Source organism: Pseudomonas sp. BS3782 TE3695 (assembly GCF_050435305.1).
In the GTDB taxonomy this organism is placed as follows: Bacteria; Pseudomonadota; Gammaproteobacteria; order Pseudomonadales; family Pseudomonadaceae; genus Aquipseudomonas.
The window spans coordinates 4,705,873-4,732,128 of record NZ_JBNDKB010000001.1; the positions used below are offsets into that span (position 1 = coordinate 4,705,873).

Below are 26,256 nucleotides of genomic sequence, written 5' to 3' on the forward strand. Positions count from 1 at the left end.
AGGGCAATCAGTATTGACGAGCCTTGGCCAGTCGTTCATTGAGGGTCTTGGCCACCGCATCGGTGCGGGCGCTGGTGGAGACTTGCGCCACCCCGACCCGCCACCACGACAGGTATTTGTGAATCATGGTCTTGGGCAAAACCTTGATATCGATCAGCGTCGACACCGTCTGCAACCGCGCATCCGCCAACGCAGCTTGCAACTGTTCAACGGTGTTCACTTTGTAAGTCTTGCAGCCGTAAGCCGCCGCGCTCATGGCGAAATCCACCGGCACGAAGCCGCCATCGAGCTTGCCGGTTTCCGGGTTGCGAAAACGAAACTCGGTGCCGAAGCTGTCCATGCCGTGCTCCATTTGCAGGTTGTTGATGCAGCCGAAGGTCATGTTGTCCAGCAGCACCACATTGATCTTGCGCCGCTCCTGGATCGAGGTCGCCAGCTCCGAGTGCAGCATCATGTAGGAGCCGTCGCCCACCAGTGCGTAGACCTCGCGCTCAGGCTCGGCGAGCTTCACGCCCAAGGCGGCATTAACCTCGTAACCCATGCACGAATAACCGTACTCGACGTGGTAGGTGTTCACGCCCTTGCTGCGCCAGCTACGCTGCAAGTCGCCGGGCAAACTGCCGGCGGCGGCGACGATTACAGCGTCATCGGCCAGGGTTTGATTGAGCACGCCGAGCACCCGGCTCTGGGTCAGGCAGGAACCGGTCAGCTCGATGAATTCGCGCAGCACTGCCGGGTCCATGTGGTCGTTGATTTGCGGAACGAAATCTTTCGCCTGGTATTCGACCTGATAAATTCGATCGACTTCCTCATCCAGTTGCGTCTTTGCTTGACGGGGTTGATCGCCCCAGCTCGAGCGGTAATCGCCCAGTGCTTCGGCCAGTGCCTGCAAACCGCTTTTGGCGTCTGCCAGCAGTTGCACACCGTCGAGTTTCAGGGCGTCGCAAGGGCTGATATTGAGGTTGAGGAATTGCACGTCCGGGTGCTTGAACAAGGACTTCGACGCGGTAGTGAAATCGCTGTAGCGAGTGCCGATTCCGATGATCAAATCAGCGTCCTTGGCCAACAGGTTCGCCGCCAGGCAACCGGTTTCGCCGATCCCGCCGACGTTCAGCGGATGGCTGGACACCACCGCGCTTTTGCCGGCCTGGGTTTCGGCAAAGGGAATATCGAAGCGTTCGGCAAAGGCCTGCAACGCCGCATTGGCGCCGGAATATTTGACCCCGCCGCCGCAGATGATCAGCGGTTTTCGCTTGCCTTTGAACAGGGCCACCGCATCACCGAGCATCGCTTCGGTGGCCGGACGGCGCTCGAGGCGGTGCACGCGTTTTTGCAGGAAATAATCAGGATAGTCGTAAGCCTCGGCCTGCACGTCTTGCGGCAAGGCCAGGGTCACCGCGCCGGTTTCGGCGGGGTCGGTGAGCACGCGCATGGCGTGGATCGCCGCGGTCATCAGTTGCTCGGGACGGTTGATGCGGTCCCAGTATTTGCTCACGGCCTTGAACGCATCGTTGGTGCTGATGCTCAGGTCGTGGAACTGCTCGATCTGTTGCAACACCGGGTCCGGTTGGCGGCACGCATAAACGTCACCGGGCAACAACAGCAAGGGAATACGGTTGGCGGTGGCTGTTGCGGCAGCGGTCAGCATGTTCGCCGCCCCCGGCCCTACCGATGAAGAGCAGGCGTAGATCTTGCGGCGCAGGTGTTGCTTGGCGAAACCGATGGCGGCGTGGGCCATGCCTTGCTCGTTGCGGCCCTGATGGACGATCAGGTCGCCACTGTCCTGTTCCAGGGCTTGCCCCAGGCCCAGCACGTTACCGTGGCCGAAAATGGTAAAGATCCCGGCGACGAATTTGCTCTGGACCCCATCGACCTCGATGTACTGGTTATCGAGGAATTTCACCAGGGCCTGGGCCATGGTCAGTCTTGTTGTGGTCATGCTTGCACCTTCCTTTGAAGCTAAATCCGGTATGTGCTGTGAAAATCGGTCCCTGTGGGAGCGGGCTTGCTCGCGAAAGCGGTGTATCAGACGACATCAATGTTGACTGTGCCGCCGCATTCGCGAGCAAGCCCGCCCCCACATTGGATCTCCATCAGGGTGACGAACGATGTCAGCTCAGGGATTTCTGCAGGTGATCCATGCTCGCGCCGATCGCCGTCTGGATATCCGCCAGGCCATGGACGCTGTCAGCGAACGGTTCGAACGACAGGTAGCCGCTGTAGCCGGTAGCGAGCAAGGTCTCGATCTGCGCCGCGTTACCGAGGATGTCGCCCTCGCCCACCAGCACCCGATGGCCGTCGCGGATGGTCGCCAGTGGCGCCTCGGCATCTTCGACGCCGGAGATGTGCACCAGCCCGGTCAGCTCGGGGAAGAACTCATGTTCGCAGGCCAAGTGATGGTGAAAGGTGTCATGCACCAGACGGAACACATCCAGCCCACCGACGGCCTTGATCGCATCGACCGCGGTGCGTTTGCGCCGCAGCGAGCATTGTTCGAAACCCAGCGGCTCGATGAAACCGAGGATGCCGTGATCGCGCAGGATCGGCGCCAGTTCACTCAGCGCCGTGCGCAGGCCGGAAGCACGCTGCGCTTCGGTTCGTGGATCGGCGCGGTCGTTCAACGGGCACATCACCACACCCTGCGCGCCACAATCACGGGCATAAGCGGCGAGTTTCAGCGCGTGTGCACGGCGCTCGTCATTCCAGACATCGAACGGATACAGCGCGTTGATCGACAGCACGGTGATGCCTTTGACCGCGCACAGCTCACGAACGTGTTCGGGCGCGGTGCCGTCCTCGATCTCGACGCCCTTGAGGTCGTTGCGGATCTCGATGGCATCGGCCTTGAGGGTCACCGCCAACTCGATGAACGCGGGCAGGGACAAACGTGGGGCGACCATACGATTAAGGGCGAAACGCAGGGGCTTGCTCATTTTTTGTTGTTTTCCGCACAAGTGAATTAGTTGGCTGTCGGCATGCTGAATTCAGGGCCCTTGGCGATGCTGTCGGGCCAGCGCTGCATCACGCTTTTGTAACGGCTGTAGAAGCGGATGCCTTCTTCGCCGTAGGCGTGGTGATCACCGAACAGCGAGCGCTTCCAGCCGCCGAACGAGTGCCAGGCCATGGGCACTGGAATCGGCACATTGATGCCGACCATGCCGACCTTGATGTTGCGGGCAAACGAGCGGGCGATGCCGCCATCGCTTGTAAAGCAGGACACGCCGTTGCCGAATTCATGGGCGTTGATCAACGCTACGGCGCTGGCGAAATCCGGCACGCGCACGATGCCCAGCACCGGGCCGAAGATCTCTTGCTGGTAGATGCTCATCTCGGTCGTGACGTTATCGAACAGCGTCGCGCCGACGAAGAAACCATTCTCGGCTCCCGGCACCTTGAAATTGCGCCCGTCGACAATCAGCTGTGCGCCTTGAGCCACACCTTCGCCGATAAAGCCTTCGACCTTGGCCTTGTGCTCGGCGGTCACCAGCGGTCCCATATCGCTGTCGCCCTGCATGCCATTGCCGACCTTCAATTGATCGATGCGCGGCAGCAGTTTGGCAATCAACTGGTCGCCGACATCGCCGACCGCCACGGCAATCGAAATCGCCATGCAGCGCTCACCGGCCGAGCCGTACGCGGCGCCGATCAATGCATCTGCCGCTTGGTCCAGATCGGCGTCGGGCATGACGATCATGTGGTTCTTCGCCCCGCCCAGCGCCTGTACGCGTTTGCCGCGCGAAGTCGCTTGCTGGTGGATGTACTCGGCAATCGGCGTCGAACCGACAAAGGAAATCGCCTCGATGTCCGGGTGTTGCAGCAAGGCGTCGACCGCGGCCTTGTCGCCCTGGACCACATTGAACACTCCGTCCGGCAAGCCGGCTTCGGTGAGCAAACGGGCCATCAGCAAACTGGCGGAGGGATCGCGCTCGGAGGGTTTGAGGATGAAGCAGTTACCGGTAACCAGCGCCAGCGGAATCATCCACAGCGGCACCATCACCGGGAAGTTGAACGGCGTGACCCCGGCACACACGCCCAGCGGTTGGCGCAGATTCCAGTTGTCGATGCCGCCGCCGATGTTGTCGCTGAACTCGGTTTTCAGCAGGTTCGGTGCGCCACAGGCGTATTCGACGATTTCGATGCCGCGCGTCACTTCACCCTTGGCGTCGGAGAACACCTTGCCGTGTTCGCGGCTGATGATTTGCGCCAGTTCATTGTGATGACGGTCGAGCAGTTCCTTGAACTTGAACATCACCCGCGAACGGCGCAGGGACGATTGCTCGGACCATGCCGGGAACGCCTTCAGGGCTGAGGCGACGGCATCGTCCACGGTCTTCTGGCTAGCCAGCCCGACCCGCGCCTGAACCGCGCCGGTGGCCGGGTTGAAGACATTGCTGAACCGCTCGCTGCCGCTGTCCTGCACCTGACCGTCGATGTAATGGCCGATTACCTGGGCGTCGCTCATTGTTCTTGTTCTCCGTTCGAATGTTGAAATTCAGGCTTTTTAGTTCAGAGCTCAAGCAGCCAACTGTGCTGCGGATCGTTATGGAACTGCCAGACGCGTTTCGGGCCGGCCATCACGTTCAGGTAATACGACTCGTAGCCGTAAGGCACGCTGACCGGGTGATAACCCTTGGGCACGACGACCAGGTCGCTGTTTTCCACGGCCATGGCCTGATCGATGCTGCGGTCGTCGGTATAGACCCGCTGGAACACGAAGCCTTGGGACGGGTTGATCTGGTGGTAATAGGTTTCTTCGAGAAAGCTCTGGTGCGGCAGATCGTCGGTGTCGTGTTTGTGCGGCGGGTAGCTCGACGAGTGCCCGGACGGCGTACGCACTTCCACCACCAGCAGCGAATGGGCTGGCTCGGTGTCTGGCAGGATGTCGCAGACGTAACGGGTGTTGGCGCCCTTGCCACGCACGCTGCGTTTCATCGTTTCCGGTTTGATCAAACGCGGACCGTAGGAGCTGCCGAAGGCTGCGATCTTTTCGTTTCCAGTTTCAGTAATGGACCCAGGCGCTGAGCAAACAGCGATTTGCACATCGCTAAGCGCAACTACTTGCGCCTGACTGCCCGGTGGCAAGTACGCGGCGAACGGCGATTTGTCTTCGAATACCGATTGGCGATCGCCGATGTTGTTCCAGTTGAACGCGCCCTGCCCCGGTGCTTCACCCTTGATGCTGACCCGGCCGCTGAGCAGCACCAGGCACAGCTCCTTGTCGCCGGCGCTGACCGGCAGGGTTTCGCCGAGGCTCAGGCGATAAGCGGCGAAACCGACGTATTCCAACGCTCCCTGCCCCAACTCGACCATGGTCCGGCCCCGTGCATTGCTTTTGACCAACAGGCTCATCGCACGGTCCTCTCGTCGAGCAACGCACGCAAGGTGTCGTAGCCTTTTTTGGCGTAGACGTAACTCGGCGCCACCGCTGGATCCTGCTCGGCCTCGACCACCAGCCAGCCGTGGTAATCGGCGCTCAGCAGGACGTCGAGCAAGGCGCCAAAATCGATATCGCCATCGCCGGGCACGGTGAAGGTGCCGTTGATGATGCAGTCCGGGAAGCTCCACAGGTTGTTGCGCGCCAGTTGCACCACCGGTTTGCGCACATCCTTGAAATGCACGTGGCAGATGCGTTCGATGTGTTTGCGCAACACCTTCAAGGGTTCACCGCCGCCCATGTAGCAGTGGCCCGAATCGAACAGCAGGCCGACTTCGCTGCCGGTCAAGGCCATCAGTTTGTCGATGTCCGCCGGGGATTCGACGTAGGCGCCCATGTGGTGGTGATAGGCCAAACGCACGCCCTGGGACAGGGTAAAGCGCGCCAGTTCGGTGAGTTTGTCGGCGTATTCCTGCCAGGCTTGTTCGGTGTGGAAACGCGGGCGCTCGACCAGTGGAATGCGCTGGCCTTGAATCGAGTCAGCGACTTCGCCATAGACCAGCACCTTGGCGCCGTTCTTCGCCAGCAGCTCGACATGACTGGCGATGGCGTCGATTTCCTCGGCCACGGAACGGCGGGCCAGACGGCTGGAATACCAGCCGGAGACCAGCGCCAGATCGTAGGGCCGCAGCACGTCGCCGACGCCTTTGGCATCCTTGGGAAATTTGCCGTTGAGTTCGAAACCTTCGTAGCCGATGTCCTTGCCTTCGCTGAGGGCAGTGTTCAACGGCGTCTCGCCACCCAGGGACGGCAAGTCGTCGTTGCTCCAGGAGATCGGGTTGATGCCAATTCGGATAGCGGGCATGGCTGCACCTTTTATTGTTTTTACTAAAATGTTCAACCGACCACCTGTGGCGAGGGAGCTTGCTCCCGCTCGGCTGCGAAGCAGTCGCAAACCTGTGAATGCGGTTTACCTGATGCACCGGGCTGGTAGATTTGGGACTGCTTCGCAGTCCAGCGGGAGCAAGCTCCCTCGCCACAAAAGCCCCATCAATCAGCTAATTTGTTCAGGCCCGGGCCGTGCGCCAGGCATCGATCAGTTCGACGAACGTCCCCTGCACCTGGCGGATCAGCGTTTCGTCGTCGATTTCACCGGCCATCCACGCGCGGCTCGGCTCCTGGAAAATCGTCCGGCCTACGGCAAAACCTCGGCAGGTCTGGCTCTGACTGGCTTGCTGAAACCCTTCGGCCAAGGCCGCCGCCGGCGCATTCAAGCCCAGCAGCACCACGCCACGGCAATACGGATCGCGTTCTTGAATCAGCTCGTCCAGCTGTTTCCATTCCTCGGCGCTTTGCGCTTCGATCTTCCACCACGCCGGGTAGATACCCAGGTTGTAGAGGCGTTTCAGCGCGCGATACAGCACGTCTGGATGCGCGGACGGGTGATCCTTGGGCGGAATGATCTCCAGCAGCAATTCATGACCGCTGACCTGGGAGGCCTGATACAACCCCTTGATCTGCGCTTCCTGCTCCAGACGCAGCAGCGGTTCGTCATCGGGATGGAATTGCACCAGGCACTTGATGATTTGTTCCTGCGGCCAGGCGATCAGGTTGCTGCCGATCGAACGCCCGTGCTCGAACGCCAATGGCCGCGAACCCTGTACTTCCACCGGCCGTGCCACCCACCAGCCGCGACCGGTGGCAGCGTTCAGCGCGTCCTGACCGAAACGTTGATCGGCCAGCAAGCCGACATCGGCGTCGACGCCCTGCTCACGCAAATCCGCTTCGACCCGCTCCACGGCCTGGATAAAGAGTTGTTTGAGTTCGCCGATCGCGTTCAGGTCGCGACCGCCCTTGTGGGCCAGCTCCACCAACTGCCCGCGATGATCGAAGGCAAAGATGAACAGCTGCTTCCACTGTTTGCGCGGCACGCTGACCTGATGCAGACGCTGTAACATCGCGTCCTGATCCGGCCGGGTGATCGGTACCGGGCTGTTGAATAGATAGTCGAGTTCGGCGCGGGTCGGCATCGCCGGGGCGCAGGCATGGCGCGACACCACCAGAGCGCCGCAGGCATTGGCCAACTGGCAGCAACGCTCGTCGCCGGCGTCCTCCAGCCAGCCGCTGAGGAAACCCGACATGAAGGCATCGCCGGCGCCCAGCACATTTAGCACTTCGACGCGCACGCCGGGATAGATCGCGCCGTCTTCCAGACGCGCCGGAATCGCTCCGTGAATCACCGTACAGCCTTGCGGGCCAAGCTTGACCACCAACGTCGCCGCGCTCAGTTGCCGGACACTGCGCAGCGCGGTGAGCAAATCTTCGGAACCACCGGCGATCAAAAACTCTTCTTCAGTGCCGACGATCAGGTCGAAACGCGGGAGGATTTTCTGCACATGCTGGCTGACGTTCTGATCAGCGACGAATCGGGTTTCTCCGTCCGCCTTGCCGGCCAGGCCCCAGAGCACCGGGCGATAGTCGATGTCCAGCACCCGTTTGACGTTGTGCTTCTCGGCATGGTCCAGCGCCTGAATGCTTGCCTTGTAGACGCCGTCGGTGGAGAAATGGGTGCCGGTAATCAGCAAGGCTTTGCTGGAAGCAATGAAGGCTTCGTTGATATCTTCGGCGCGCAACGCCATGTCGGCGCAGTTTTCGCGGTAGAACACCAGCGGAAAGGTTTCGCGGTCCTTGAGGCCCAGCAGGACCATGGCGGTCAGGCGTTCCGGATCGACCTTGATGCCACTGACGTCGCAGCCTTCGCGAGCCAACGATTCAACGAGGAAGCGGCCCATGTGATCGTCCCCTACCCGGCTCAGCATCGCCGACTTCAGACCCAGCCGAGCGGTGCCGAAGGCGATGTTGGCGGACGAACCGCCGAGGTATTTGGCGAAGCTGCTCACATCCTCCAGCCGCGCTCCGACTTGCTGCGCATAGAGGTCGACGCCCAGGCGCCCCAGGCAAATCAGATCCAATTGACGCCCACTGGCAAAACGAGTCTGGCCCATGCTGGCTCCTGTTATTTTTATCAGCCTGCGTTCGGGGCGATGAAGGCGCCGAACGCTCTTGGTGGATGCAGACTAAAACGACCGGGACCGAACAATCAATAATTATTCCAAATATTTTTCACGTGGAATATTTTTTCCAATAAACTTGTACACAAGCGCACCAGACGCAGTGCATCGTTTCAGCAGAACCGATGACGGCCGCAAGCTCAAGATTTTATTGGGGCCTACCCTGTAGACTGCGCACAGCCAACCTATTGTCAGGGGATGATGCGCCCCGTCGTCTCTATAAGCACAAGCCAGAAGGATTCCTTATGTCCCGCACCGATCAGCCGGCCACGACCGAGAGCACGCCCGACAGCGATCTCGTCAGCCCTCCGATCAATGCCGAGCGTTTGTTGCAGTTGATCACCGATGAATACGAAAGCCTGCCGCGCCAGCTCAAACGCATCGCCAGCTACATGAGCCAGCAAAGCGACCGGATCATGGTCGACCGCATCAGCGATATCGCCCGCGAATGCGAAGTGCACCCGTCGGCCATCGTGCGGTTTTCCCAGCGTTTCGGCTTCAGTGGTTTCAGCGAAATGCAGGCGTTGTTTCGCGAGGCCTACACCCACAAGACCACCCCGGTGCAGAACTACCAGCAGCGCATCCGCAGCATGATCGCCAACAAATCGCAGAAGGCCAGCGGCGGCGATCTGGCTCGCGAGTGCATCAACGCCACTCTGTCGGGCATCGAACGGCTGGGGCTGGAACTCGATGACCAGGCGTTCGACAAGGCCGTGGACCTGGTGGTGAATGCCGACAACATCTACGTGGTCGGGGTGCGCCGCTCGTTCGCAGTGGCCGATTACCTGGTCTACAACCTGCAACACACCAACAAGCGCATCCATCTGGTATCGGGTCTGGGCGGCAGTTACCGCGAGCAGATGCGCAGCGTGCGCGCCAATGACCTGGTGATCGCCATCAGCTTCACGCCCTATGGCAAGGAAACCCAGCACTGCCTGCGTATTGCCCAACACAATCAGGCGAAAACCCTGATCATTACCGACAGCAACCTTTCACCTTTGGCCAAACGCGCCAACACGGTGCTGTTGGTCAACGAAGGCAGCTCGTTTGCCTTCCGCTCGCTGAGTGCGACCTTGTGCCTGTGCCAGGCGCTGTTCATCGCCGTGGCTTATCGACTGGAATTGAAGGTCGATGAGATTCATGAGCAGGCAGGTTTTGAGGATTAGCCTCCGAGGATTAGCGCGAGGCGTTTGCAGGTCGCTGAACCTCAGCTAAGGTTGTCCATCCCCCAAAGAACCGTCGAGGAGAGGCTCAATGAAACTGATTGGCATGCTGGATTCGCCCTATGTGCGGCGCGTCGCCATTTCCGCCAAGTGCCTAGGCATACCGCTGGAGCATGAGTCGGTTTCGGTGTTCAGAAACTTCGCGCAGTTCCAGCAGATCAACCCGGTGGTGAAGGCGCCGACCCTGGTGCTGGATGACGGCGAGGTGTTGATGGATTCGACGCTGATCATCGACTACCTGGAAGCTCTGGCTGCGCCGGGTAACAGCCTGATACCCAACGATCTGGAGCAACGCTTGCGCTCGCTACGGCTAACCGGCCTGGCGTTGGCAGCATGTGAAAAATCGGTGCAGCTTTACTATGAACGCAACTTGCGGCCGGCGGAGATTCAGTACGCGCCCTGGGTGGAACGGGTCGAAAAGCAATTGGCCGCGGCGTATTCGGTGCTGGAGCGGGAGCTGGAAAAACAGCCGCTGAAAACCGACGGTTCGATTGCACAAGACGGAATTACCCTGGCGGTGGCCTGGAGTTTTACCAACCTGATGGTGCCGGATCAGGTAGAGACCGCGCAGTTTCCTCGGATCAGCGCCTTCACAGAGTATGCCGAGGGGCTTGAGGTGTTTGTCGGTACGCCGATCGATTGAGATTTATTGCGCCAGTTCCGAAGTCTTCGCGGGCAAGCCCGCTCCCACATTGGTTCGGCGTCGGATGCAAAATACGCAACCGATCGAATCCCCTGTGGGAGCGGGCTTGCCCGCGAAGGCGTCCTCAAGTCATTTCCATTCCCTTCGATTCAACCTGTGCCACCCCTGCAAACCGATCCGCCAGAAACGGTGTGATGTCCAGCGGCAACGGCTCATTGTTCACCAGTTTGTCCAGCAACACCCCGGTGATCGCCGACGTCAGGATGCCGGTGCGGAAATGTCCGCAGGCGTTCAGGTAACCCTCTACCCCTCGCATCGGCCCCAGAATCGGCAGCTCATCCGGCGAGCCCGGACGCAACCCGGCCCAGCAGCGTTTCAGGCTGATGTCGGCTAGCGCCGGAATACACCGTAGCGCGCCTTGCACCAGGCCGCTGATTTCCGGGTAGGTGGTGGTCACGTCGAAACCCTTGTCTTCGGTGGTGCTGCCGATCAGGATTTCGCCGTTGTCTTTCTGCGCCACGTAACAGTCGCTGGTGGTCAGGCAACCGTGCAGGATTTTCGGCATGCGCTCGGTCAGCAGGATCTGGCCCTTCACCGGGTTTACCGGAATGCGAATGCCGGTGGCCTGTTCGCTGAGGTCGGCCGCCCAGGCACCGACGGCGTTGATCAGCGTATCGCATCGGAACACGCCGGCCTCGTCGGTCTGCACGCCGTTGACCCGCGAGCCGTGCTTCAATACACCGGTGACGTTGGTGTTGAAATACAGATCCACACCGTTCTGCCGTGCGCCTTCGGTGTAGGCATCGGCCAGGCGGAACGGGCTGACCTGATGGTCGCAGAGAAACTCCAGTGCCCCCCTCGCCTCATGGCTGACACTCGGTTCGGCTTCGCGCAATGCTGCTTGATCGAGCCAGCGCACCTGCTCCGCCAGATGCGGAATGCAAGCGACGATGTGTTCAGCGTAGAGCCGGTCTTCATCGTCATAGATCACGAATTTCAGTCCGGTCTTTTCGAACTTGAAATCCATCCCGTGATTCTCCTGCAACTCCCGATGCAAATCCGGGTACATCGCGTTGGACTGCAAGGCGAAATCGAAGAACGCCTGCGGCAGAATGTGTGGCGTGCTGGAATCCACCGCCACGGCGGCGCCCTGGGCTTCGCGCTTGCGATTGGCCGACATCATGCGAAAGAAGATCACCCCGCACCCCAGCCCCACCGATTCGCCGATCGCCCACAGACCACCGGCCGAAGCGCGGGTCGCGTTGCCCGGACGCTTGGCGTCGATCAACGCGACTTTCAGGTGTTTGCGCTTGGACAATTGATAGGCGCAGGACGCCCCGATCACCCCGCCGCCGGCGATGACCACGTCATAGAACTTACTCATGGCTCGCGGCCTCCGTGCCAACAGGCTGGAACGCTGAAAAAGGAATCGGGTCGACGGGGAAACGCGGTCGCAACCAACCCACATCCTGCCGGCCGGTGGCTTCGCGCAAACGGTCGGTGCAATACCCCACACACATGCGTCCCTGACAATCGCCCATGCTCACACGGGTGCGCATTTTCAGGCTGGCCAGGTCTTGCACGCCCTGCTCCAGCGCCCGATCGATGTCGGCGCGGGTTGTGTGTTCACAGCGGCAGATCACCGTGTCGGCGGCGGGCAGTGCGGTCTGCCCGGCGCCGCGTTCGGTGTAGCGGTCGACGGCGGCGCGAAAGCGCACGATGGACTTGAGTTTCGACAGGCACCGGTCGCGCCGCACAAGCGCCAGTTCCAGGTCCAGCGCATTGCGTTGCAGCAGGATCGACACCGCCGCGATTTTTCCCGCGAGCATGGCCGCCTCGCCACCGCGAATCCCGCCCATGTCACCGGCCAGATGCACGTGGGGCTCGCTGCTTTGCTGCCAGACATTGGCGCTGGCCCGCAGGTAGCCGTCGTCGCTGAAACTGTGATCCAGGCCCATTTGCTGGCTGAGTTGGGTGCGGGGAATGAAGCCGTAACCGACCGCCAGGGTCTGCGCGGCAACCTGCTCGGCGCGACTGAAGTCTGGAACCCAAGTGCTGGAGTACGGCGCGACGGTCACCGAGTTCAATTCACCCTCGCCCTGTGCCTCGACCACGCCCCAGCCATAGTGCATGGGAATGCCGTGCAGTTTCAGGTACGCGAGCATGCTCAAGCCATCGAGAAACAGCTGTGGCTTGTTCAACAGCGCAAGGCTTTCCCGAGCGATTTTGCCGAACGCGCACGCCTCGTAAACCCCGGCGACGCTCACCCCAGAGGTGTGCAGTTGGCAGGCCACCAGCGGCAACAACGGACCGGTGCCCGCGATCACTACTGGCCCCTGCGGTTTAACCACGCCGCTCTTGATTTGCAGTTGCAGACCACCCAATAGAATCACGCCGGGCAAGGTCCAGCCGGGAAATGGCACGCTGCGTTCATGGCAACCGGCAGCCAGCAGCAACTGCGAATATTCGATCTCCTGCAAGCGCTCATCGGCGTCCAGCGCCACCAGTGCACGAGTGCCTTCAGCACCGACCACGCGATGGTTCAGGCGCACGTCGATCAGGCCCGACTGCTCCCGGAAATCGCCATGCAGCTTGGCCAGCGCTTCTGAATAGCGCGGCCCCAGATAATCCAGCTGGACGCCATCACGCAACGGTCCGCGATAGACTACTCCGCCGAGCCGCGAGGCTTCTTCCAGCAAAGTACACCGCACCCCATGCCGGGCCAGTTCAATGGCCGCCGCCATACCCGCCGGCCCACCGCCGACGATTACCGGACGCAGGCTCATAACACCTCCTGCCCGGTGATGCGGTTGACCCGGGTTTCGATGTTCATGCCCTCACGCACAATCGTCTGGCAGGCGCGGCGTTTGTGTCGGCCATTGATTCTCACCATGCAGCATTGGCATACGCCCATGCCGCAATAGGCACCGCTGACTTGATCATGATCGTTGCGAGCCACTTGGCGAATGCCCAGTGATTGAATGACCGTCAGGACGGTTTCGCCGATGGCGGCGTTGACGGTTTGGCCATTGATGCGCACAGTCATGTCCGCCTGCACCAGCGGCTGGATATCGAAGGTTCGGTCTTGGCGTTGCATTGCGACGTTCATCCTTGAAAAGTTCAGGTAAGGGTTGCCAGCTCCATGCTGCACTTACACTTGCGGTGGCCCGATGAGATACAAAAACGAGGGACCTGCTCGGGTACTAGTCGATGCCGCAACAAGGGCCTGGAGTGTTCACGGTAAGGCATGCCCCCGAACGAAATATTGATCCAGGCCAGTAAAAGCGTGTCCTTTCACCCTGAGTTGCTGGCAGACCGCCTTCGCGAGCAAGCCCGCTACCACAGGGGTTATGGGGGGGTCATCATTTTTCTGAACACCACGGACTAAATGTGGGAGCGGGCTTGCTCGCGAAGGCGGCGTGTCAGGCAACATCGTCGTTCCTGACAGAATGCCTTCTAATCGCTACCCCGGAGCCCAAAAGCACAACGCCGCTTCCACCTGAGGTAGAAGCGGCGCAGGCAAGTGCTTCAAAAGCGGCTCACGTCAGCAAGGCAATCAGAATGATGATCGGGATCGGTACGCCGAGAAAGAACAGCAATATAGAGCGCATGAGGCTTCTCCTGGGTTAGCGAACAGGTGGCAGCGTCGTGGTTGTGGTGGTGGTCACATAGGCATCGGTTTCCAGGTACTCCACGGCATCCCGACGACGACCGCCGAAGATCGCGGCGAGGCTGGCAAAAAATGCACCGGCCAGTAGCGCGACAAACATCCACAACGCGCTCAAGGCTGCGACTTTAGCTGCGGTGTCAGCCGCTTGTTGCGCCGCCAGTTTGGCGTCGGCGACGGCTTTCTGGGTGCGGGCATAGACTTCATCGACACGGCGCTCGGCGTCCGCTTGAGTGAGGTTGGTCCGCTGCGCGACCAGTTGCGCCAGGTAGGCCCGATCCTCGGGCGCCAATTGACCGTCGTTGCGCAGGCTGCGCGCGAAGATCCGGGTGACGGTGCCATTGACCGCGTCTTCGCTGACGGCGACAGGCCGATCATCGCGAAACAGGCTGTCGATGAAGTAACCGTACGGGTCATCGTCGGTGTTACCGACCGCGCTGCCGGCAGCCTGGGTCATGGCGCTGGCGGCACCACCGGCGACTGTCGCCCCGGCCTGTACGCCGCCGCTGACGATGTTGCTGACCGAGCCGACCACCAGGGTCGCGGTCACCAGCGTCGCGATACACCAAGCCAGGAAGCCGTGGGCAGTGTCACGGAAGTAAACTTCATCGCTATGCAAGTAGGCCCATCTCACCCGCAGGCGACCGGCGATGTAGCCGCCGAGCCCGGACGCCACGATCTGGGTAAAGGCCAGCCAGACAATCGTCGAGATACCCAGGCTTTTGGCGCTGACGCCTTCATGGACCCACGGCGAAACCGCCGCGAAACCCAGGCCAAACCCCAGCAAAACGAGGATCAGCGACAACGCCGCAGCCGCCGCGGCACCGGCGAAGATAGCGGCCCAGGACACGCCCGAGAGCGTGCTGAACTCATCTGCGACAGGATAAAAACCATCAGAGGATCTGTTCATTGTGATAGTGCTCCAGGCAGGTATTACAACTCGTCAAACGAGCAATTGCAGTCACCGTGCCAGTCGCACTACTTAAATAAATCGTTCTATTTCAAATAGTTGAAAACAATGAACTTCTCAGGATCATGCAGTTTGCAAGGAGCCAGCCATATCGGCGGGTTTTATGCATTGCGCTAAACCAATCATTTGCGCTTGTAGCTCTTGTTGCCGCTGGGCGTCAGGCAATATACCCCGCCTCTTGGCCCGGTGCAGAACGTGCCAGTGCCGCAGGCGCAGCCATCGGAATCCTGCAACAGCGTCTGCGGACGCGCCTGGCTTTCATTACCAAACATCGCCGAGCAGCTTTTCTTCGAACCACGATTGCTGGCAGAGCCTGATTGCTCAGGCCTGATCAAAATCTCCTGAACTGACACGTAACCTGTGGGAGCGGGCTTGCCCGCGATGGCGGCCGGACAGAGAAATCTATGTCGCCTGACACTCCGCTATCGCGGGCCAGCCCGCTCCCACAGGAGATTCGTTTGGGTCGGGAACTGCAGGGTTTGACTCAATACCCCGGAACCTCGCGCAGAAACACCGGCAGGTCGGTGATTGGCGGCATGGCCGGTATCTCGCAGTACATCTGGACCACCCAGCCTCGGTGAAAGCTGGCGTTGTTGACCACGTGCAACAGTATCGCGCCGGCGCTCATGACCCCGTTTTCGCCCGAAACCGAGGTGAATTCGATGGGCTTATCCAGCGAGTCTTCGGTCTGGGCCGAACTCCATCCACAAAACCATTGATCGATCTCCTGCTGCACCAGTCGCAGCTCGGTGAGCTCGGGATGAAGCAACCCATGGGTGGTTTTGAAGCCGTGGCCGCGCCCTTCCAGATGCGCCTGCCAGATGCAGTCGACCACGTAGATATGGTTCAAGGTGCCGATGATGTTGTTGAACACCGACACCCGTTTGCGGTTGAGCTCTTCGGGTGGCAGCGCCATGAGGCTGTCGAAGAGTCGCTGATCGGCCCAGCGCCTGTAATCGGCGAGCATGCGGGCAGTGCGTACGTTGATCATCAGAGGTCTCCCATATCGATGGGCGCATTGCCAAGAATAGCGCTCGCCTTGAATGGCATTTGCAGACACTGATAACCGGCAGCTTCGCGGCGACCTGTGTAGCAGCTGGCGAAGCCTGCGTTCGGCTGCGAAGCAGTCGTAAAACATGCCCATGCGGTTTACCTGATAGGCCGCAGTGCCTGAATTCACGACTGCTGCGCAGCCGGACGCAGGCTTCGCCAGCTGTTACACAGGAATGCAGTATCGAATCGGCAGGGAACTCCTGGGCACCGTCAGGCATCCTAAATTATGTGTTATTTCCTTTCCGCTTCGGAGGACGCCGTCATGCGCCGTCTATTGCTCATATCTTCACTAGTGCTTTGTTTGCCCGTTGGTTCGGCCATGGCCGATGTAGAGGCAAAAGATGTCGCCACTTCGGCCGGTATCTCCGCATCGCTGTACTCGACATTCAAAGATGACAAAATCGTGATTCCCGCCCGGGATGACGCCTCTAGCTTCGTGGCAAGTGGCGGTACGATTCGCGGCGCTTACCTGGAGTCGGTGTTGCAGCAAATTCGACAAGATCACCCTGACCTCCAGGCCAGTGATGAAGACCTGGCCAAAGCGATCCTCGCTCAATAAAGGTCCGGTCGCTGAAACCTGTAACAGTCAGCCGTGGGCTCGCGACACCGGGATAGTGTCCGGGCCCTAGGTTGTTTGTGCCCCAGCGGACAGCCGCGCCCAGCCGGCGACCAATTGCGCGCTGATACTGACGCCACCGCACACCACAATCACCACATCATGGGCCTTGGCGATCGCCGGATGGTCGAGGTATGCCACCGCCAATGAGACGCCACACGCCGGCTCGACCAACTGGCGCAAGTCGTTGGCGTAACGGACCACGCCCATGATCGCCTCATCATCGCTGAGCACCACGCATTCATGCGCAAAATCGAGGATGTGTTGCACCGGCCAGGCCGCCACCTGCGCTGCGCCAAGTGAGGTGGCGACGGTATCGATGCGCGGCAATCTGACCGGGTGGCCGGCACGGATGGCAGCCGCGAAAGACGCCGCGCCCCGGGTTTCGCAAGCAACGATTCGACAATCCATGCGCTGATGACGGATCAGTCCAGTGAGCAGGCCCGCCAGCAACCCTCCGCCGCCCACCGACGTCACCAACACATCGACCTGAGGACAGTCCTCGAGAATTTCATCGATCATCGTGCTGTGCCCTTCCCACAGCACCGGATGATCGAAGGCGGGCACGTATTCGGTGTCTGCGCCCTTTGCGAGTTCTTTCGCCCGTTGATTGGCTTCGTCCCAGACCTTGCCATGGACGATCACCTCGGCACCGGTTTTCCTGATCCTTGCGCGAGTGGTTTGCGGGGTGGTGTTCGGCACCACGATGCAGGCTTTCAGCCCCAGGCTGGCGGCGGCCACGGCGGTGGCCAACCCCGCATTCCCTCCGGAAGGACAGACCACTTTGCGCTTGCCCTGCTCCGCGGCCTGACTGCACAGCAGGCCCATGCCGCGCAGTTTGAATGAGCCGCTGGGTTGCAGGTTTTCCAGCTTGAGCCAGATTCGCCGGGTCGGGGTCGACAGGCCGGGGTGCAGAATCAGGGGCGTTCTGATGTGAAGCATCGTGTGCTCCTTGTGACGCTCCCGGCCCAGCGGGATGTTCAACGCGCCGGGAGTGAATAGATGGAACCATCCTTATCCAAGCTTAGTTCACCCAGCACTGCGGCTACCGTTGTGCGATAACGCGGTACCGCGTCGAATGGCCGGACAACCATTGCCGCAGGCTGCGATCTTTGATTCTTGAGCAATATTGTCAGGGAACAAAATCAAAAGATCGCAGCCTGCGGCAGCTCCTACATGTTTTTTGTGAATTCAGTCATGTGAACCCACCACAATCTACTGTGGGCGGGCTTGCTCGCGAAGGCGGTGTATCAGTCGACATCAATGTTGCATGATGAACCGCTTTCGCGAGCAAGCCCGCTCCCACATTAAATTGTGTACAGGCTGATCTGGCTGTTGAGATCCACTCGCGCCTCGACCGAGTCATAACCCGCCAGGGTGGCATGCGGGGTCTGGAACGGATGAACATGGGTCGCGGTGATGACCATGACGTGGCCGCCCGCCGCTTCACCTGCGCGAATCCCCACGGCGGCATCTTCGAAGATCAGGCACTCGGTGGGTTCGACTCCTAACCGACTGGCGGCCAGCCGATACCCCGCAGGGTCGGGTTTGCCGGCGCTGACGTCTTCGGCAGTGACCATCACCAAAGGCTCGGGAATGCCTGCCGCCGCCATTCGGCGCAAGGCCAGCGCCCGTGGCGCCGAGGTGACGATGGCCCATTGATTGGCGGGCAGCGATCTGAGAAAACTCGCCGCGCCGGCCACTTCGACAATCCCTTCCACATCGCCGATTTCCGCCTCGGTGATCCATGCGGCTTCAGCTTCAGCGTCTACACCGGACAAGGCCAGGCGGTTGATGGTGTCGATGGCGCGAGCGCCGTGGATGGTCGGCAGGAAGGTATCGACATCGACACCGTGACGCCGGGCCCAGGTGGTCCAGATCCGCTCGGCGGCGGCGATGGAATTGAGGACAGTTCCGTCCATATCGAACAGAAAGGCGCGGTACGAGGTGTTGAACACGGAGGCTTGAATGGACAAAGGGCGATTTCCAGAACCAGGCGAATGTTGTCAGGCAATGTACATCACCCACGTAGGAGCTGCCGCAGGCTGCGATCGGTTGATCTTCGTTTTTAAAGGCAAAATCAAAAGATCGCAGCCTGCGGCAGCTCCTACGCGGTCCGGTTCGAATGCAGGGCGTTTTGTACACAATCGAGCAACTGTCCCACCGCCCAGGGTTTCTTGATGAACGCAACCGGATGCTTGACCCCGGAGCTTTTCGGGGTTTCGAAGCCGGACATGATCATGATCGGTTTGTCTGGCCAACGGTCGCCGAACTGATTGGCCAGGTCCGCGCCATTGAGTTTGCCCGGCATGGTGATGTCCGTTAGCAACAGTCCGACCTCCGGCGCATGCTGCTCCAGAAACTGCGACGCGGCGTCCGCGCTGATCTTTGGTTCAACCGCAAAGCCTTCCTCCTGAAGAATTTCGCAAAGAAACTCCAGAATCAACGGGTCGTCTTCCACCACAAGAATCAATCCGTCAGACAAGTGCGCGCCCGCCGTTGATACTGGACCCATGACTGTGCCACTCCCTGATTGTGTAAATAGTTTCGCAGGCTCAAATCCACCACCTACAGGTATGAGCAGCGGACTTCGTGGAAATTCATTTTTGATACAACCGGACGACGAAATCAGCTGAAACGCATTCTTTGCGACCCTTTCGGTTTTCATCGGTCTTTGGCTCATCGCATCAGACTTGAACGTCGCGCAGCAACATGACAGCATTCGCAATTGCAACAACTTCCCATTTGCGAATTATCTTCGTTCGAGGTTTCGTCGTGTCGGGTCAGTCCGCTTCGTCTCTTTCCGAGCTTTACCGTGGGCATCATGGCTGGCTGTTCGGCTGGCTGCGCAAAAAGCTCGGCTGCCCCGACAATGCCGCTGACCTGGCCCATGACACCTTCGTCAAACTGCTGGGCCTGGATGCTTTGCCGACATTGCAGGAACCTCGGGCTTATCTGCTGGTGGCAGCCAATCGTCTGTTGATCAATCAGTATCATCGCCGCCGGGTCGAAGAAGAAACCCTGCGCAGCATGGTCGTTCTACTCGATCAGCAGGCCCAACAAGGCCCGGAACAGATCATTGCCGTGCGCCAATTGCTCGGCAAAGTTCTGCTGCTGTTGCTCGAAGAACTGGAAGAGAAACCGCGCAAGGCTTTTCTGATGGCGCGTGTCGATGGCTGTTCCTATGCCGACATTGCCAGGCACCTTCAAGTTTCCGAAAGCAGCGTCAAGCAGTACCTGGCGAAGTCGCTCGCCCACTGCCATGCCCGTTTGTTCGACGCCTTGCCCGAAGGGTTGAGCGATGACTGAATTTCTCAGCCAGGATCAGATCCGCGAGCAAGCGGCCCATTGGCTGGTGCGTCTCGACGAGGTGCCCTCACCTGAAGTTCTGGCCGAATTCAACGCCTGGTATGCTGCCGATGTGCGCCATGCGCAACTGTTCGAACAACTTCAGCAGCTTTGGCAATCCTTCTCTCCACCACCAAAAGCCCGGCCCCGTCGCGCCCGCCTGATAGGCGCAGCCCTGGTGTTGCCGGCGGCGATCGCCGTAGGTCAGTGGCTGCCCGTGCAGAACTGGATGGCGCCCGCCACGCAGGCAACCGCTTCGCTCCCCGCCCGGCTGATTTTCCACGACAGGCCGCTGCCCGAAGTACTGGCCGAAATTGATCGGCATCGTCGGGGAGTTATCTGGGCGTCGGATGCGCAACTGCAAACCCTGCGCTTCACCGGCGTGCTGCCCGCACAAGACAGCGATGCCGCACTGGCCTTGTTGCAGGCGGCCTTGCCGATTCGTATCGAGACCTACAGCAAATACCTGGTGCAGGTGCGGCGGCGCTGAGCTCTGAGCCCGATCGGCTTTTGTAGGAGCTGCCGCAGGCTGCGATCTTTTGATCTTGATTTGTGGCGATAAGGAGACCGTCAAAGATCAAAAGATCGCAGCCTGCGGCAGCTCCTACGGGGGGGCACCCGAGCAAACGGCGGCGCTCCCAAAAAAATATCTTCAAGACAACTGCCCGATTTCATTTCAGCCCGGTCATTGGAGTTAATACAGTCGATTCCATGAGCAACAACAATGACCCACCAGACTTTTTCTTTCTTTCGCCTGAGCGCTCTGGCACTTGCCTTGGGCTGCGCCGTTCCGGCCTTCGCCGACTCCGCGACAGGCACTTATCACTTCGAACTGGGGAGCCAGCCGCTGGACACTGCACTGACTGCGCTGGCCACGCAGACCGGGCTGTCGATCGGCGTCGACGCGGCGCTGTTGCGTGGCAAAACGGCGCCGTCGCTCAAGGGCGATTACAGCACCGAACAGGCACTCAATAACCTGTTGCGCGACAGTGGCCTGCAATGGCGCTTCAGCGGTAAAAACAGCGTCACGCTACAACCGGCTCCGGCACCGCTGGAACTGGGCAGCGGTTCGCTGGCTCTGTCCGACACCGTGGTGTCCGCCACACGCAGCGAGGCCAGCATCGCCTCGATTCCCGGCACCGTGCAGTTGATTCAAGCAAAGGAGATCGCGCAACAATCGGCTGCAGGGCGCAAGGTAGCCGATATTCTCGGCACGCTGGTGCCCGGTCTGGCGCCCTCCTCCGGCACCATGAGCAACTACGGCCAGACCATTCGCGGACGTAACGTGCTGGTGCTGATTGACGGCGTTTCGCAGAACGCCAGTCGCGACGTTTCACGCCAGCTCAACAGTATCGCGCCGTCGAGTATCGAACGCATCGAGGTGGTCTCCAGTGCCAGCAGCCTCTATGGCGCGGGCGCCTCGGGCGGCATCATCAACGTCATCACCAAGCGTAACGAGGGGCAACCCCTGGCGATGAGTAGCCGCATAGGGCTCAGCACCGCCGACAACCTCAATCGCAAAGGTTTTGCCTACGAAGTGTTCCAGAGCGTGACCGGGCGCCAGAACGCCTTCGACTGGTACGTGTCCGCCGACCTGTTACAGCGCAACGACCAGTTCGATGGCAACGGCAACCGCATCGCCCAGGAAGCGTTTCAGGGCAGCAACATGGACACCGAGAGCCATGACCTGCACGCCAGATTCGGCTTCGATCTGGATGACGATCGACGCCTGAGTCTGTCGGTGCAGGAATATGAGGACAAGCAAGACACCGGCTATGTGGCCGGCTCTCGCAATGGCGAGTCGGTCGCGATCAAAGGCTTGCAATTGAGCGACCAGCCGTTCACCCATAACCAGGCCGTGAATTTCAATTACAGCGATCGCGATCTGTTCGGCCAGCACTTGATGGTGGAAAGCTACTGGCGCAAACAGCAGGCGCGGTTTTTCCCCTACAACTGGGGTGCCAACGCCGGGGTCGTGGCGTCCGAGAGCGAAGCCGAGGTCTATGGCCTGCGCACCGCCGTGGAAAGCCCCCTGCCCTCGATTGGCAGCGCCACCGGCAACCTGGTCTGGGGCGCCGACTTCCAGAACGAACAAATCAGCCAGCACGGCGACCGTTATCGCGTCGACGGCTTGGCCTACACGCCGACAGGCGAGCGCTACGCCTTCGGCCCGGACATTGAAACCAACACCACGGCACTTTTTGCTCAATCGAGTTGGGACATCGGCGACTGGACCCTGCGCGGCGGTGCGCGGCACGAGTGGATTCACAGCGATGTGGCCGACAGCATCGCCTTTGGCGGCATTTGGCAAGCGGGCGTGTCCGAAGTGCTGCCCGGCGGCACGCTGAAGTACGAAGACACCCTTTACAACCTCGGTGCGGTCTACCACATCAGCAGCGCGCAGGATGTGTTCGTCAACTTCAGCCAAGGCTTCTCGCTGCCCGATGTGCAGCGCTTTCTGCGTGATGTGCGCGGCAGCTACAACATCCAGGACCTCAACGCTCAGGCGATCAAGGTCGACAGTTACGAACTCGGCTGGCGCGGTGACTGGGAGTCGTTGCAGGCCAACGTCACCCTGTTCGAGAACCGCTCGGACGTGACGCAATACTACGACTCCGTCACCCGTGCGCAACGGCTGATCGATCAGAAAGAACGCGTGCGCGGTGTCGAGACCAGCCTGACTTATCACCTCGATCAAGCCTGGTCGCTGGGCGGAACCTACGCCTGGACCAAAGGTGAAACCCGTCAGAACGGCGAATGGCTCGACCTGCCGGCCACGCGCATCTCTCCGGCCAAAACCACCGCCTTCGTCGCCTATGAGCAGGACGACTACAACTTGCGGTTACAGGCGATGCGCCTGGACAGCTACGACGCCGGTTTCAAGGATGGCAACGGCCGTAAAATCGAAGGCTATACCACAGTCGACCTGCTGGCCGGCGTGGAGCTGCCGGTGGGCAAACTGGACATGGGCGTCTATAACTTGAGCGATCGCAACTACGAAACGCTCTACATGCAGGCCAATGCGGCCGCGCCTTATCCTCATGCCGAAGGGCGTCGATTGGCGGTCAGCTATTCGGTGGATTGGTAAACGCGCGCTGTTCGTTCGTGGGGGCGAATTGTGGTTAAAATGCCGCCCCCTTTTCATGGCCGACCTTGCCCGATGAACCCAGATGCCCTCTCCGTCCTCCACGACCATTTGCTGACTGCGCTTGCGGCTGCGCCCGCCGAAACCCGTCGGCTGTTCCACGGCCGTGGCCGCTGCTGGCCGGGGCTGGAGCAATTGACCGTCGACTGGCTGCAGGGCGTGGTGCTGGTCTGCGTGTTCAAGGAACCGCAAGCGTCGCAACTGGACGATTTGAAGCAGCGGCTGATGGCGATCACGCAGTCGCCTGCCTGGACGACATCCGGCGCACATACCTTGCTGCTGCAACATCGATACCTGCAGGAAAGCACCACCGAATGGCTGCTCGGGGAGCCAATCGAGGAGATGACGATCACCGAGGGCGGCCTGCATTATCGCGTGGACCTGGGCCGCAAACAGAACACTGGCCTGTTCCTCGACATGCGCTACGGCCGCGATTGGGTGCGGGCCAATGCTGATGGCAAGCGGGTGTTGAACCTGTTCGCCTATACCTGCGGGTTTTCGGTGGCCGCCATTGCGGGTGGCGCTACACATGTGGTCAATCTGGACATGGCTCGCTCAGCCCTGAGCCGTGGCCGCGACAATCATCGGCTCAATGGGCATGACTTGAGCAAGGTGAGTTTTCTCGGCCATGACCTGTTCAAGTCCTGGGGCAAGGTGATCGGCAAGGGCCCATATGACCTGGTGATCATCGACCCGCCGTCCTTTCAGAAAGGCAGTTTTCTGCTGACCAAGGATTACCAGCGCGTGCTGCGCCGCCTGCCGGAATTGCTCAGCCCACAGGGCACGGTGCTGGCTTGCATGAACGATCCGGCTTTCGGTGCGGACTTCCTCATCGACGGCGTCACCCGCGAAGCGCCGAGCTTGCGGTTTGAGCAGCGGTTGGAAAATCCGCCGGAGTTTCCGGATGCCGATGTTGAGTGCGGGTTGAAGGCGTTGGTGTTCAAGCTGGGGTAGTTGCAGATCAAAAGATCAAAAGATCAAAAGATCGCAGCCTTCGGCAGCTCCTACGGGGGTTGGGTACACCCATTACATTGAGGTTGCATACGGTAAATGCAGGAGCTGGCGAAGCCTGCGATCTTTTGACGTTCAACGCGGCTGCAACACCAGCGCAAACAACTCTCCATGCCCACTGACATTGAGCTTGTGATAGAGATTGCGCCGATGCACCTTCACCGTTTCCGGGGAAATACCCAGTTGCTGGGCGATGGCTTTGCTGGAGAAGCCCTGGAGAATCAGCCGCGCCGTTTCGACTTCGCGCACCGACAAACGCGCATCGAAGCGATCTAGCAGGGTCGCCAAGTCGCCAGCCACGGCCTCGGCGGTCGGCCCTTCCGGGGGCATCAGTTGCAGGTGACGGCGCATGGCCGCCAGCACCCAATCACGCACACACAGCAGACGGCCCTGCTCTTCAAGGGTGAACGTCGTCGAGCGCCCCAACGATAAACCGAGCACCGCGTCGTCGACGTTGACCATGAACTGCAACTCGTCGCGACCCACCACCGAGCGGAAGTAGCTCAGGTAATACTCGCTTTGCTGAAACTGGTCGGGAGCCACGGCGGCCAGGCTGTGCAAGCCATCGGCAATACCGGCACAAGCGGCCTGGTAGAACGGATCGAGCAGGTACATGCCGGCGCTGTAGTCCGCCAGTTCTTCATGCTCGTCGGCGCCGCCCTTAGCGTCGAAATCAATCAGCAGCCGTGGCACTCGCCCCGATCGCATTACCGCGACCAGCGCGTTATCCATCGGCACCAATAGCCGTAGCGTGTCCACCAGCGCACGCCAGAACCCGTCCTGACCCAACGCCGCAAAGACCCGCGCCAACCCTTGGTGCACCGGCAATTCCTTGAGCAACGCGTCCACGCCCTACCCCTTTCGAGTAACCCATGATGGGAATGGGTGAGTCCCCCGCCTGCCGATACGCTGCAAGCACCTGATCATCACCGGCCTGCAGCAGGCCAGGAGTGCCGCATCATGAGTGGTCATCGCTCGCATATCAACCTGGGACTGGGCGCCTGTTTGTGCGCTTCGCTTTCGGCGATCGCCGCCGACGCCCCCACCGTGAACGTCTATAACTGGTACGACTACATCGGCCCCAACACCTTGCAGGATTTCAAGCGCGACACGGGGATCCAGCCGGTTTACGACACCTTCGACAGCGCCGAAGTCCTGGAAGGCAAACTGCTGACCAGCCGCAGCGGTTACGACGTGGTGGTGGCCAGCAATTTCAGCCTGCCGACGCTGATCAAGGCCGGGGCGCTTGCACCACTGCCTCGCGCGCAAATGCCTGACTACAAAAACATGGATACCGCGCTGCTGGCGAAACTGGCCAACAACGATCCGGGTAACCAGTACGCTGTGCCGTATCTATGGGGCACCAACGGCATCGGCTACAACGTCGACAAAGTCCGCGCCGCCTTGGGCGACAAGGCGCCGGTGGACTCCTGGGAGCTGGTGTTCAACGAAGCGAACCTGGCCAAGCTCGGCGAGTGCGGCGTGGCGATGCTCGACTCGCCTTCGGAGATGCTGCCGGTCGCGCTGCATTACCTGGGCCTGCCGCCCAACAGCACCAACCCCGAGGACTACAAGAAAGTCCAGGCGCTACTGCTCAAGCTGCGCCCGCATATTGCCTACTTCAACTCTTCAAAATTCATCAGCGATCTGGCCAACGGCAACATCTGCGTGGCGGTGGGTTGGTCCGGCGCGATGCTGGAAGCCAAGACCAACGCCGAACAAGCAGGCAATGGTGTGAAGATCGCCTACAGCCTGCCGAAGGAAGGGGCGCCGGTGTGGTTCGACACCTTGGTGCTGCTCAAGGACGCGCCGCATCCGCAGCAAGGCCTGGCGTTCATCGACTACCTGATGCGTCCCGAAGTCATTGCCCCGGTCACGGACCATCTGTCCTACCCCAACGGCAATCGTAGCGCGACCAGCCTGGTGGCCGAGGCGACTCGCAACAACCCTGCCATTTACCCGCCGGCCGAGGCCTTGGCCAAGCTGTTCACCCTTGAACCTCTGCCCAAGGCGACCGAGCGCGTGCGCACTCGCGTCTGGAGCGCCGTGAAAAACGGTCAGTGATCCTATGCAATCCATGTGGGAGCGGGCTTGCCCGCGAAGGCTGCGGCACAGTCAATATTGATGCCGTCAGA

The 26,256-nt window shown here is 60.4% G+C and carries 23 protein-coding genes and 1 pseudogene; 8 read left to right on the top strand and 16 right to left on the bottom strand.

Annotated features, from left to right (window positions below; all coding sequences use genetic code 11):
* Positions 1 to 7 precede the first annotated feature (7 nt).
* From iolD to ABH909_RS21185, 6 genes are all read right to left on the bottom strand, one after another.
* Complete coding sequence (iolD, locus tag ABH909_RS21160; RefSeq protein WP_429436696.1) at positions 8 to 1,939, bottom strand: 3D-(3,5/4)-trihydroxycyclohexane-1,2-dione acylhydrolase (decyclizing); 1,932 nt, start codon at positions 1,937 to 1,939, stop codon at positions 8 to 10.
* Between the two features lie 172 nt (positions 1,940 to 2,111).
* On the bottom strand, positions 2,112 to 2,933 hold the full coding sequence (locus ABH909_RS21165; RefSeq protein WP_429436698.1) for a TIM barrel protein: 822 nt from the start codon (positions 2,931 to 2,933) through the stop codon (positions 2,112 to 2,114).
* A gap of 26 nt (positions 2,934 to 2,959) precedes the next feature.
* Positions 2,960 to 4,462 (bottom strand): CoA-acylating methylmalonate-semialdehyde dehydrogenase, encoded by a 1,503-nt coding sequence (locus tag ABH909_RS21170; RefSeq protein ID WP_429436700.1) that lies wholly within the window; start codon positions 4,460 to 4,462, stop codon positions 2,960 to 2,962.
* 44 nt (positions 4,463 to 4,506) lie between these two features.
* On the bottom strand, positions 4,507 to 5,349 hold the full coding sequence (gene iolB / locus ABH909_RS21175) for a 5-deoxy-glucuronate isomerase (RefSeq protein WP_429436703.1): 843 nt from the start codon (positions 5,347 to 5,349) through the stop codon (positions 4,507 to 4,509).
* Entirely contained in the window at positions 5,346 to 6,239 is an 894-nt protein-coding gene (gene iolE / locus ABH909_RS21180; RefSeq protein ID WP_429436706.1) for a myo-inosose-2 dehydratase, read from the bottom strand. The genes iolB and iolE overlap by 4 nt, the downstream gene beginning before the upstream one ends.
* Before the next feature lie 202 nt (positions 6,240 to 6,441).
* Positions 6,442 to 8,379, bottom strand: coding sequence for a bifunctional 5-dehydro-2-deoxygluconokinase/5-dehydro-2-deoxyphosphogluconate aldolase (locus tag ABH909_RS21185; RefSeq protein ID WP_429436709.1), 1,938 nt, complete (start codon positions 8,377 to 8,379; stop codon positions 6,442 to 6,444).
* Positions 8,380 to 8,690: 311 nt separating this feature from the next.
* On the opposite strand from ABH909_RS21185, the gene ABH909_RS21190 reads away from it, so the two are divergent.
* Both ABH909_RS21190 and ABH909_RS21195 read left to right on the top strand, forming a co-directional pair.
* Positions 8,691 to 9,611, top strand: coding sequence for a MurR/RpiR family transcriptional regulator (locus ABH909_RS21190; RefSeq protein WP_429436712.1), 921 nt, complete (start codon positions 8,691 to 8,693; stop codon positions 9,609 to 9,611).
* 88 nt (positions 9,612 to 9,699) lie between these two features.
* Positions 9,700 to 10,311, top strand: coding sequence for a glutathione S-transferase (locus tag ABH909_RS21195; protein WP_429436715.1), 612 nt, complete (start codon positions 9,700 to 9,702; stop codon positions 10,309 to 10,311).
* Between the two features lie 124 nt (positions 10,312 to 10,435).
* Here the strand turns inward: ABH909_RS21195 and hcnC are convergent, their stop codons facing one another.
* From hcnC to ABH909_RS21225, 6 genes and pseudogenes are all read right to left on the bottom strand, one after another.
* A complete protein-coding gene (gene hcnC / locus ABH909_RS21200; RefSeq protein WP_429436718.1) occupies positions 10,436 to 11,695 on the bottom strand; it encodes a cyanide-forming glycine dehydrogenase subunit HcnC in 1,260 nt (419 codons plus the stop codon).
* Complete coding sequence (gene hcnB / locus ABH909_RS21205) at positions 11,688 to 13,097, bottom strand: cyanide-forming glycine dehydrogenase subunit HcnB (RefSeq protein ID WP_429436721.1); 1,410 nt, start codon at positions 13,095 to 13,097, stop codon at positions 11,688 to 11,690. The genes hcnC and hcnB overlap by 8 nt, the downstream gene beginning before the upstream one ends.
* Positions 13,094 to 13,408, bottom strand: a complete 315-nt coding sequence (locus ABH909_RS21210; protein ID WP_429436723.1) for a (2Fe-2S)-binding protein — start codon at positions 13,406 to 13,408, stop codon at positions 13,094 to 13,096. Before ABH909_RS21210 ends, hcnB begins: the two co-directional genes overlap by 4 nt.
* Before the next feature lie 529 nt (positions 13,409 to 13,937).
* On the bottom strand, positions 13,938 to 14,888 hold the full coding sequence (locus ABH909_RS21215) for a hypothetical protein (protein WP_429436726.1): 951 nt from the start codon (positions 14,886 to 14,888) through the stop codon (positions 13,938 to 13,940).
* Positions 14,889 to 15,070: 182 nt separating this feature from the next.
* Positions 15,071 to 15,244 (bottom strand): annotated as a pseudogene (locus ABH909_RS21220) (hypothetical protein); the annotation flags it as partial.
* Between the two features lie 188 nt (positions 15,245 to 15,432).
* On the bottom strand, positions 15,433 to 15,939 hold the full coding sequence (locus ABH909_RS21225; protein WP_429436728.1) for a DinB family protein: 507 nt from the start codon (positions 15,937 to 15,939) through the stop codon (positions 15,433 to 15,435).
* A 324-nt stretch (positions 15,940 to 16,263) separates the two neighbouring features.
* On the opposite strand from ABH909_RS21225, the gene ABH909_RS21230 reads away from it, so the two are divergent.
* The gene (locus tag ABH909_RS21230) at positions 16,264 to 16,560 is read left to right on the top strand and encodes a DUF2388 domain-containing protein (RefSeq protein ID WP_429436730.1); all 297 of its coding nucleotides are present in this window, start codon (positions 16,264 to 16,266) and stop codon (positions 16,558 to 16,560) included.
* Between the two features lie 66 nt (positions 16,561 to 16,626).
* Here ABH909_RS21230 and ABH909_RS21235 read toward each other — a convergent pair whose 3' ends face one another.
* From ABH909_RS21235 to ABH909_RS21245, 3 genes are all read right to left on the bottom strand, one after another.
* Complete coding sequence (locus ABH909_RS21235) at positions 16,627 to 17,559, bottom strand: pyridoxal-phosphate dependent enzyme (protein WP_429436732.1); 933 nt, start codon at positions 17,557 to 17,559, stop codon at positions 16,627 to 16,629.
* Positions 17,560 to 17,924: 365 nt separating this feature from the next.
* Positions 17,925 to 18,593, bottom strand: coding sequence for an HAD-IA family hydrolase (locus tag ABH909_RS21240; RefSeq protein ID WP_429436735.1), 669 nt, complete (start codon positions 18,591 to 18,593; stop codon positions 17,925 to 17,927).
* Positions 18,594 to 18,724: 131 nt separating this feature from the next.
* Positions 18,725 to 19,132: a response regulator gene (locus ABH909_RS21245; RefSeq protein WP_429436737.1), complete on the bottom strand. Its 408-nt coding sequence runs from the start codon at positions 19,130 to 19,132 to the stop codon at positions 18,725 to 18,727.
* A 260-nt stretch (positions 19,133 to 19,392) separates the two neighbouring features.
* On the opposite strand from ABH909_RS21245, the gene ABH909_RS21250 reads away from it, so the two are divergent.
* The 4 genes from ABH909_RS21250 to ABH909_RS21265 all read left to right on the top strand — a co-directional run bounded on the left by ABH909_RS21250 (position 19,393) and on the right by ABH909_RS21265 (position 24,064).
* A complete protein-coding gene (locus ABH909_RS21250; RefSeq protein WP_429436739.1) occupies positions 19,393 to 19,926 on the top strand; it encodes a sigma-70 family RNA polymerase sigma factor in 534 nt (177 codons plus the stop codon).
* Positions 19,919 to 20,455: a DUF4880 domain-containing protein gene (locus ABH909_RS21255; protein WP_429436741.1), complete on the top strand. Its 537-nt coding sequence runs from the start codon at positions 19,919 to 19,921 to the stop codon at positions 20,453 to 20,455. The genes ABH909_RS21250 and ABH909_RS21255 overlap by 8 nt, the downstream gene beginning before the upstream one ends.
* A 234-nt stretch (positions 20,456 to 20,689) precedes the next feature.
* Entirely contained in the window at positions 20,690 to 23,053 is a 2,364-nt protein-coding gene (locus ABH909_RS21260) for a TonB-dependent receptor domain-containing protein (protein WP_429436744.1), read from the top strand.
* A gap of 72 nt (positions 23,054 to 23,125) precedes the next feature.
* Positions 23,126 to 24,064 carry a class I SAM-dependent methyltransferase gene (locus tag ABH909_RS21265; RefSeq protein ID WP_429436746.1) on the top strand — a complete coding sequence of 313 codons (939 nt, stop codon included), beginning with the start codon at positions 23,126 to 23,128 and terminating at the stop codon, positions 24,062 to 24,064.
* 132 nt (positions 24,065 to 24,196) lie between these two features.
* Here ABH909_RS21265 and ABH909_RS21270 read toward each other — a convergent pair whose 3' ends face one another.
* Positions 24,197 to 24,970 carry a helix-turn-helix transcriptional regulator gene (locus ABH909_RS21270; protein ID WP_429436748.1) on the bottom strand — a complete coding sequence of 258 codons (774 nt, stop codon included), beginning with the start codon at positions 24,968 to 24,970 and terminating at the stop codon, positions 24,197 to 24,199.
* 111 nt (positions 24,971 to 25,081) lie between these two features.
* Between ABH909_RS21270 and ABH909_RS21275 the strand changes: the two genes are divergently transcribed.
* Positions 25,082 to 26,185 (top strand): polyamine ABC transporter substrate-binding protein, encoded by a 1,104-nt coding sequence (locus ABH909_RS21275; protein ID WP_429436751.1) that lies wholly within the window; start codon positions 25,082 to 25,084, stop codon positions 26,183 to 26,185.
* Positions 26,186 to 26,256 lie beyond the last annotated feature (71 nt).

What these genes read in the sequence shown, in the direction of transcription:
- iolD (WP_429436696.1), bottom strand. Translation starts at nt 1,939, where the DNA reads ATGACCACAACAAGACTGACCATGGCCCAGGCCCTGGTGAAATTCCTC.
- ABH909_RS21165 (WP_429436698.1), bottom strand. Translation starts at nt 2,933, where the DNA reads ATGAGCAAGCCCCTGCGTTTCGCCCTTAATCGTATGGTCGCCCCACGT.
- ABH909_RS21170 (WP_429436700.1), bottom strand. Translation starts at nt 4,462, where the DNA reads ATGAGCGACGCCCAGGTAATCGGCCATTACATCGACGGTCAGGTGCAG.
- iolB (WP_429436703.1), bottom strand. Translation starts at nt 5,349, where the DNA reads ATGAGCCTGTTGGTCAAAAGCAATGCACGGGGCCGGACCATGGTCGAG.
- iolE (WP_429436706.1), bottom strand. Translation starts at nt 6,239, where the DNA reads ATGCCCGCTATCCGAATTGGCATCAACCCGATCTCCTGGAGCAACGAC.
- ABH909_RS21185 (WP_429436709.1), bottom strand. Translation starts at nt 8,379, where the DNA reads ATGGGCCAGACTCGTTTTGCCAGTGGGCGTCAATTGGATCTGATTTGC.
- ABH909_RS21190 (WP_429436712.1), top strand. Translation starts at nt 8,691, where the DNA reads ATGTCCCGCACCGATCAGCCGGCCACGACCGAGAGCACGCCCGACAGC.
- ABH909_RS21195 (WP_429436715.1), top strand. Translation starts at nt 9,700, where the DNA reads ATGAAACTGATTGGCATGCTGGATTCGCCCTATGTGCGGCGCGTCGCC.
- hcnC (WP_429436718.1), bottom strand. Translation starts at nt 11,695, where the DNA reads ATGAGTAAGTTCTATGACGTGGTCATCGCCGGCGGCGGGGTGATCGGG.
- hcnB (WP_429436721.1), bottom strand. Translation starts at nt 13,097, where the DNA reads ATGAGCCTGCGTCCGGTAATCGTCGGCGGTGGGCCGGCGGGTATGGCG.
- ABH909_RS21210 (WP_429436723.1), bottom strand. Translation starts at nt 13,408, where the DNA reads ATGCAACGCCAAGACCGAACCTTCGATATCCAGCCGCTGGTGCAGGCG.
- ABH909_RS21215 (WP_429436726.1), bottom strand. Translation starts at nt 14,888, where the DNA reads ATGAACAGATCCTCTGATGGTTTTTATCCTGTCGCAGATGAGTTCAGC.
- ABH909_RS21225 (WP_429436728.1), bottom strand. Translation starts at nt 15,939, where the DNA reads ATGATCAACGTACGCACTGCCCGCATGCTCGCCGATTACAGGCGCTGG.
- ABH909_RS21230 (WP_429436730.1), top strand. Translation starts at nt 16,264, where the DNA reads ATGCGCCGTCTATTGCTCATATCTTCACTAGTGCTTTGTTTGCCCGTT.
- ABH909_RS21235 (WP_429436732.1), bottom strand. Translation starts at nt 17,559, where the DNA reads ATGCTTCACATCAGAACGCCCCTGATTCTGCACCCCGGCCTGTCGACC.
- ABH909_RS21245 (WP_429436737.1), bottom strand. Translation starts at nt 19,132, where the DNA reads ATGGGTCCAGTATCAACGGCGGGCGCGCACTTGTCTGACGGATTGATT.
- ABH909_RS21255 (WP_429436741.1), top strand. Translation starts at nt 19,919, where the DNA reads ATGACTGAATTTCTCAGCCAGGATCAGATCCGCGAGCAAGCGGCCCAT.
- ABH909_RS21260 (WP_429436744.1), top strand. Translation starts at nt 20,690, where the DNA reads ATGACCCACCAGACTTTTTCTTTCTTTCGCCTGAGCGCTCTGGCACTT.
- ABH909_RS21265 (WP_429436746.1), top strand. Translation starts at nt 23,126, where the DNA reads ATGAACCCAGATGCCCTCTCCGTCCTCCACGACCATTTGCTGACTGCG.
- ABH909_RS21275 (WP_429436751.1), top strand. Translation starts at nt 25,082, where the DNA reads ATGAGTGGTCATCGCTCGCATATCAACCTGGGACTGGGCGCCTGTTTG.